Genomic DNA, 7,638 nt, shown 5'->3' on the forward strand with positions numbered 1-7,638 from the left:
CTTCGGTCGCGAGCACGCGCTGAAGGAAAAAGTCCTGCGCCATGATCACGCCCCCTGGTGAGAAATGCGGGCTAGCAGCCCGGGGTCGGCCGGCTTCTCCTTGAGAGCCACAGTCGGACGTAGTGCCTGCGTTCCGGAGGGCGGGTCGAATCCTCGAACGCGGTGCGATTGTGGAGAATCCAGTGGTTGTTGGTCAGAAGAACCTGGCCTGCTCGCAGCCGGAACTCGACACGGAACTCGGGGAGCCTCAACAGACTCTCCAGGACCTCCAGGGCGCGGAGTTGGCGCCGAGTGAGGGGGCGACCGGCCTTTTGGTGACCGACTTCAATGTAGTAGTGCAGATAGCGAACGGTGAGCTCTCCGGATGCCCAAGAGAAAATGGGGCTCTGAGAGATGGGCGATTCACCCGGGAGAAATTCTCCTCTGCGATCGAACCAGAAAGGCTGATAGAGGCAGGGCAGCAGGTCGGCGTGCCGGCTGAGAAGGCGGTTGTGCAGCGTGAGGGCACTGATCAACTGGGACTCGCCCCCCTTGACCGCCGGTCGCAGGCAGAGCAAGGCAACCAGGTCGGGGATCACCTGACCGAAGGCGTTGTCCGTGTGAAAGCTGCTCTCTGCCGTAGTTCCGGAAAAGCGGCCACCCCGGGTGACGTCGTATCCCTTGTCTTTCACATCGAACAGAAGCGTTCCGGCAATGTCCTGGGTCATGGGGAGACCGAATTCGCAGCCCAATAGCCAGAAGAGCGCCCGGGCCCGGCTCGGCGAGCACTGGCCCACGGGAATGCGATCCAGCACCACAAAGCCTCGGCCTCGGTCAAGGATGGCTCGCAGCGATTGCCAGTCCCTGCACGCATTCCATGGTGGGATTGGCAAGTCGGTGATTGGTTGGCCGGGATTCTTCTCGAGACCGGAGGCCACTTGGCCGGCAGAGTCCAGCCAACCTGGTGGAAGCTGCGCTGTCCAGGAGAACTCTTCTCCGACCGTTTGGCGTGTCCAGGCTCGGTCGTCGAGGATCGGTTCGGTCAGCACGCTATCTTCAGGGCGAAGGTGACATTAGGCGCTTCGCAGTCAGCCATGGTAGTTTACCTGGTGTTTTGCCTCAGGAACAGGGTTGCCCTCTTTCGGAGCGCGACGGCGCCGGATTCCAGGAGCGACGACGAGCCAATGCTCATTCATTGTAAGGAGGAGCGACGACGAAGACGGCGCCGTACCGCCCGAACCCGGAGGGCCGATGGAGGTTCCGGGGAGGGAGAGCACAACGGTGCCGGCTGGCTGAAACGCGACGGGCCTCTCCTACCGACCGTTTACCGGCGGAACCTCCATCGGAGATGGTGACCCTATTTCTGAGACTAGACACGAGCCCCCGTTTGAGGCTTCAAGGCGATCTGAAGCCCTGCTTGAGGTTTTCCGAAATCCGAGGAATTGCCCATGCTCTATCTTTCCCGTGCCGATGTCGAAGCTGTTGACCTGCCCATGCCCGATATCATCGCTGCCCTGGAAGCCATGTTTATCGAGAAAGGGCAAGGGAAAGTCGAAATGCCGCCGAAACCTGGTATTCATACCCGAAAGGATGCCTTTATTCACGCCATGCCCGCCTACATTCCCAGCCTGTCGGCAGCCGGAATCAAGTGGGTTTCGGGTTATCCGGACAATCAGGCCAAGGGCCTGCCCTACATTACCGGGCTCCTGATTCTCAATGACCCCGATACGGGAATTCCCCTATCAGTGATGGATGCTACCTGGATTACCGCCAAGAGAACGGGCGCCGCGACTGCCGTTGCCGCCAGGCAGTTGGCCAGACCCGATAGCGCCACCGCGGGAATCATCGCCTGTGGCGTGCAGGGACGCAGCAATCTGGAAGCGCTGGCGGCAGTGTTCGATCTGCGTCGGGTGACGGCATACGATATCCATCCTGAGATTGCTCGGAGCTTTGCCACGGAGATGGGACAGCGGTTGCAGTTGGAGATCGAAGTGGTCGGCACGCCGAAGGAATGCGTGGGGGCCGACCTGGTGGTGACCAGTGGTCCCATCCTGAAGAATCCCGAGCCCGTGATTGAACCCGGATGGTTGCGCCGGGGAGCCTTTGCCAGCGCCGTCGACTTCGATTCCTATTGGCAAGGGGATGCCTTGGCCGAGGCCGACAAACTGGCGACCGACGACACTGAACAATTGGACTATTATCGCGACCAGGGCTACTTCAGGCAGACACCCCGGGCCCATGCCGACCTGGGAGAGATCCTGGCCGGCAGGAAACCCGGTCGGGAACGCGAGGACGAGCGAACGTTCTGCATCAACCTGGGAATCGCCCTGGATGACATGGCCACGGCGATCATTGTTTACCGGGAAGCCAGGAAGCTGGGCCTGGGGAGGGAGCTGCCGCTGTAGTGTCCTGTCTCAGAACACCAGCGCCCGGCTGCGGTTGCGGTCTGGCCTAGTGAATTCAATTGTTATATAGTACTAGATCCGCGCTCGCAGGTTCAGCCTGCCTGTGGGTGCGGCGAGGCCTGATTCGACCGGATCCTCCTGTCGCCATTGGGCCAGGGAAGGGAGTTCGGCAACTCTCATTTGAACTCTTCTCAAGGGATCAGAATGGAATTGGCCGGCGAAAGTACGGCTCCCTCTCCGGAATACAGTGCCGGTATGGCGATGTCGGCTCAGGCGGCGGCCCTGCACGTGTCTCGCTCGGAGAGAGCGCCAAGGGATAGTGAACCTGCCTGTCTGGGGCTCGATCTGGGCTTCCGCGACTATGAAGAAAGCCTGAAGATCCAGGATCGGATCGTTACGCGGCGAAAGCGCGGCCTCCTGCCTGACTGTTTGCTGTTTGTCGATTATCCCCCGATTATCACTCTGGGAAGAGGAGGAAAGAGAAAGCATCTGCTCGCCGGGCCGCAGGAACTTCGCGAGCGGGGAGTGCGGGTTCACCCTGCCGGTCGTGGCGGAGATATTACCTACCACGGTCCCGGCCAACTGGTGGTTTACCCCGTATTGGATTTGAAAGCGTGGCACAGGGACATTCACCGATACCTGCGCACGCTGGAGCGCTGCCTGGTGGAGATGCTGTTGGACTTCGGGATTCCTTCGGAGACACTGCCCGGCGCCACCGGTGTTTGGGTTGAGGGTCGCAAGATAGGGGCGATCGGGGTCCGAACCAGCAACTGGGTTACCTCCCACGGTCTGGCCTTGAATGTGAACACCGACCTGCGGTATTTCGATTTGATTGTTCCTTGCGGCCTGATCGGCCGCGGTGTGACCTCCATGGCGGCTCAACGGGGCCGGCCGCTGGAGCTGCCGGAAGTGCGCTCCTGTTTCGTTCGCCATTTCGCACGGGCTTTCGGACGATCCTTTCGAGTAGCCGATTGGGAAGAAACCTCGATGGAGTCCTGGCTGGAGCAGTCGGACTTCCCGGACCGACAGTGAAGCCGAGCCCAAGGGCTCGGGTGGAGAATTTGCAAGGGGAGAGCAAGATCTATGCTGCCTGACAATAAGGTGTGCCGGGACATGCTCTACTACATGAAGCTGTCCCGTGAGATCGAGACCAGGATAGAACGAAAGCTTTACCGGCAAGGGAAGATTGTGGGCGGCGTCTACGTGGGACGGGGCCAGGAAGCGATTTCCGTAGGCTCCTCCATCCAGTTGGAGCAGGACGATTGCATCTGTCCATCCCACCGGGACATGGGAGCTTTTCTGATTCGTGGCCTGTCCGCACGTGCGGTGCTGGCCCAGTACATGGGGAAAAAGACGGGGGTGACTCGGGGCAAGGAAGCCAATATGCACATGGGCGACATGCGCCACAAGATCGTGGCCTTCGTCAGTATGCTGGCCGACACCGTTCCGGTAGCCGCCGGCATTGCCCTGGCCTATAAAATGCGGCGGCAGCGAAACGTGGTGCTTTGCTATTTCGGGGACGGAGCCACCAGCCGGGGGGACTGGCACGAGGGACTGAATCTGGCGGCGGTGCAGAGGGTGCCGGTTGTCTTTCTGTGCAACAACAATCAGTACGCCTACTCCACCCCCTTGGAGAAGCAAATGCCCATACGGGATATCTCGATTCGAGCCCGGGGCTACGCCATGCCGGGCGTCACGGTGGATGGGAATGATGTGATGGCCGTCTACGAGGCGACCCGGGAGGCCGTGGAGTTGGCTCGTGACGGTGGCGGCCCCAGTCTGATCGAGTGCAAGACCTTCCGCATGACGGGTCACTCCGCCCACGATGACGGAAGGTACGTGCCCAAGGAGCTATTCGAAGAGTGGGGCAAGAAGGATCCCATTCTGAGGTGGGAGACCCGCCTCATTCGGGATAAGGTGATGAGCGAACGCGACGTGAGGGAAATGGCCACTCGCATTACCCAGGAAGTGGACCAGGCCGTGAGTCTGGCTGAGAACGATCCGCTCCCGGACCCTGAGGAAACCCTGGAGGGAGTGTACGCCGATCAGTCGGTCGATGCTCCATTGGCTTTTGCGGCTTCGTTCTTTTCTCCCGATCGCTGGAGGTAGTCCGTGGCAACCACAACCTATGTCGAAGCCATTCGGCAGGGGCTTTGGGAGGAAATGACTCGAGACGACGACGTCTTTGTGCTGGGCGAGGATGTCGGCGTCTATGGCGGAGCCTTCAAGGTGACGGCCGGTTTTCTGGATCAGTTTGGAGAGGAGCGAGTGATGGACACTCCTCTCTGTGAATCGGCCATTGTCGGGGCAGCCATCGGTGCGGCGCTGATGGGTATGCGGCCGGTGGCCGAGATGCAGTTCGCCGACTTCATCTCCTGTGCTTTTGACCAGATCACCAACTTCGCCGCCAAGTGCCGCTACCGTTGGGGTGCCGGAGTCCCTATGGTGATCCGGGGTCCGTCCGGGGGTGGCATTCACGGTGGTCCCTTCCACTCTCAAAATCCGGAGATGTATTTCGTGCATACTCCCGGATTGAAGGTGGTGGCTCCGTCCACCGCCTATGATGCCAAGGGATTGATCAAGTCAGCCATTCGCGACGAAGATCCCGTTCTCTTTTTCGAACACAAGTACCTCTATCGACGCGTCAAGGAGGAGCTTCCGAGCGACGAGTTCCTGGTGCCCATCGGCAAGGCCGATGTCAAGCGTGCGGGGACCGATATTTCAGTGATCACTTACGGCGCCATGGTTCACAGCGCCTTGGAAGCCGCCGGAGTCCTGGCCGGAGACGGAGTCGAGTTGGAAGTGGTGGATCTGCGCACCTTGGTGCCCTTGGACAAGACAACAGTTCTCGAGTCGGTCAAGAAAACCGGAAAAGTGATTCTGTTGCACGAGGACACTCGGACCGGCGGCTTTGCGGGAGAACTGGCCGCGGTCATTGCGGAAGAGGTCTTTGAGTACCTGGACGGGCCCGTCATGCGCATAACGGCCCCCGACACTCCCATCCCCTACAGCCCGCCGCTGGAAGAGTTTTTTCTCCCCAAAACCTCGGATGTCATCCGCGTGGCCAGGCACTTGGCAGCATACTGATTCCGTCGTCCAAGTTGGAGAAGTCCATGCCGTCCAACGTCATCATGCCCCAGATGGGGGAAAGCATCTTTGAAGGTACCATCACCAGGTGGCTCAAGAATGTGGGCGACCGGGTAGAACGAGATGAACCTCTCTTTGAAATTTCCACCGACAAGGTGGACTCCGAAATACCTGCGTCTGCCTCGGGCATCCTCAGAGAAATCCTGTTCCAGGAAGGAGAGACCGTCGAGATCAACACCGTAGTCGCCATTATCGATGACGACCCAGGTGCAGTTCAGGATTCCGCGGGGGACGGAAATGCGGTTCTCCCCCAAGAGTCCGAGCAGACTCCCGGGCCGGATCCGAGACCTGAAGCTGCCGACTCTCGACGCGGAATTCGGGCCTCCCCGCTGGTGCGGCGCATGGCCCAGGAAGAGGGAATCGACCTGAGGGAAATTGAGGGGACCGGCCTGGGAGGGCGGATCACCAAGCGGGATATCCTGAATTATCTGTCAGAGCGGGAGAGGATCGCCGAGGTGACTCGGCCGCTGGTTCAGCAGGCTCAGGAGGGGCTGGGAACGGCTCCCGCCGATCAGGACGAAATCGTTCCGATGACAGCCATGCGCAGAAGCATCGCTGAACACATGATCAGCAGCCGTCGCACTTCGGCTCATGTCACTTCCGTTTTCGAAGTGGACATGACTGCCGTCGTGAGAATCAAGGAGGAGAACGCCGAGAAGTTTGCCCTCCGGGAAGGTTTCAAGCTGTCCTTGACGCCCTTCTTTGTCAAAGGAGTTGTCGACACCCTGAAGGATTTTCCCATATTGAATGCCTCCATGGTTGGCAACGACATCGTCTACAAGAAGGACATCAACCTGGGTGTCGCCGTGGCGTTGGACTGGGGATTGATCGTTCCCGTCATCCGGCAGGCTCAGCAGAAGACACTGGTGGGATTGGCCAGGGAGGTTGCTGACTTGTCCCATCGGGCCCGCCAGAAGCAGCTTAGTCCGGAAGAGGTGCAGGGAGGGACCTTCACACTCACCAACCCCGGGGTGTTTGGCAGCTTGATCGGAACGCCCATCATCAATCAGCCCCAGGTCGCAATTCTATGTGTCGGTGCTGTCACCAAGCGGGCGGTTGTGATCAACGATGCCATTGCCATCCGCTCCATGGCTTATCTGTCTTTAACCTTCGATCACCGACTCATTGACGGTGCTGTGGGAGATGGTTTCCTGGCGAGTCTCAGGGGCAGGCTGGAGGGCTGGAGCTACACCATCGACTGACCGGCATTTCTCATGCGAGCCGTGTAGTCGTGAGAGAAATGCAGAGGCCATCCGTCACAGCCAGTGCACCGGATCTCAATACATGGCATGGCGCGATGTGTTCAAATCAATAATCCGCATCACGCAGGGAGCGCGATGCGGCGAGGATCGCCGGCTGGACCTGTGAATCCGGCCGGAGCCCCCGCGGAGGAATAATTCATGCTGATGAAGGCCCAGACGGAGGAACAGACCACGGCCCTTTCCGGGCTGGTGCGCCAGATGCTTCACCAATTGGGTGAAGATGACCAGCGTTCAGGGTTGGAGCGGACTCCCGAGCGGGTGGCGGCAAGTCTCCAGTTCCTGACTCAGGGCTACCAGCTCGACTTGGACTCCGTGATCAACGGGGCGCTGTTTGAAGCCGAATATGACGAAATGGTGATCGTCAAGGACATCGAGGTCTACAGCCTCTGCGAGCACCACCTTCTGCCCTTTTACGGAAAGTGCCACCTGGCTTACCTGCCGGATCGAAAGATCATCGGATTAAGCAAGATGGCTCGAATCGTGGATGTCTTCAGCCGGCGGTTGCAAATTCAGGAGAGGCTCACCACGGAAATCGCATCCACGGTCAAGAAATACCTGGAGCCGAAGGGTGTGGGTGTAGTCATAGAAGCTTTTCATTTCTGCATGATGATGCGCGGGGTGCAGAAACAGAACAGTCAGACCGTCACCAGTTGCATGCTCGGCCGCTTCAAGAGCGACAGCAAGACCCGCAGCGAGTTTCTGGAGTTCCTCAAGTAGCTCCCGCCTTGTCTGGAACACCCCTGTTTTGCCCTGTATCAACCGTGCCGTCGCACGGTCCGGAGCCGGGCCTTACCCCCCTCCGCATCAGCCTTCGCCTGCGGCTCGGCTTCTGCGACTCCCCCTCA

Annotated in this window: 7 protein-coding genes; 6 read left to right on the forward strand and 1 reads right to left on the reverse strand. The window is 59.6% G+C overall.

Annotated elements, in window-relative coordinates; translation table 11 throughout:
• Nucleotides 1-71: 71 nt before the first annotated feature.
• Entirely contained in the window at nt 72-1,028 is a 957-nt protein-coding gene (locus OXI69_17035; GenBank protein ID MDE2667849.1) for a TauD/TfdA family dioxygenase, read from the reverse strand.
• Between the two features lie 399 nt (nt 1,029-1,427).
• Between OXI69_17035 and OXI69_17040 the strand changes: the two genes are divergently transcribed.
• From OXI69_17040 to folE, 6 genes are all read left to right on the forward strand, one after another.
• Entirely contained in the window at nt 1,428-2,384 is a 957-nt protein-coding gene (locus OXI69_17040; protein ID MDE2667850.1) for an ornithine cyclodeaminase family protein, read from the forward strand.
• Nucleotides 2,385-2,588: 204 nt separating this feature from the next.
• Nucleotides 2,589-3,416, forward strand: a complete 828-nt coding sequence (gene lipB / locus OXI69_17045; protein ID MDE2667851.1) for a lipoyl(octanoyl) transferase LipB — start codon at nt 2,589-2,591, stop codon at nt 3,414-3,416.
• 51 nt (nt 3,417-3,467) lie between these two features.
• A complete protein-coding gene (locus OXI69_17050) occupies nt 3,468-4,493 on the forward strand; it encodes a thiamine pyrophosphate-dependent dehydrogenase E1 component subunit alpha (protein MDE2667852.1) in 1,026 nt (341 codons plus the stop codon).
• Nucleotides 4,494-4,496: 3 nt separating this feature from the next.
• A complete protein-coding gene (locus tag OXI69_17055; protein MDE2667853.1) occupies nt 4,497-5,471 on the forward strand; it encodes an alpha-ketoacid dehydrogenase subunit beta in 975 nt (324 codons plus the stop codon).
• A 26-nt stretch (nt 5,472-5,497) separates the two neighbouring features.
• The gene (locus OXI69_17060; GenBank protein MDE2667854.1) at nt 5,498-6,733 is read left to right on the forward strand and encodes a dihydrolipoamide acetyltransferase family protein; all 1,236 of its coding nucleotides are present in this window, start codon (nt 5,498-5,500) and stop codon (nt 6,731-6,733) included.
• Between the two features lie 198 nt (nt 6,734-6,931).
• A complete protein-coding gene (gene folE / locus OXI69_17065; protein MDE2667855.1) occupies nt 6,932-7,510 on the forward strand; it encodes a GTP cyclohydrolase I FolE in 579 nt (192 codons plus the stop codon).
• Nucleotides 7,511-7,638: the final 128 nt, after the last annotated feature.

It is taken from the genome of Acidobacteriota bacterium (assembly GCA_028875575.1).
Lineage (GTDB): Bacteria > Acidobacteriota > Terriglobia > Versatilivoradales > Versatilivoraceae > Versatilivorator.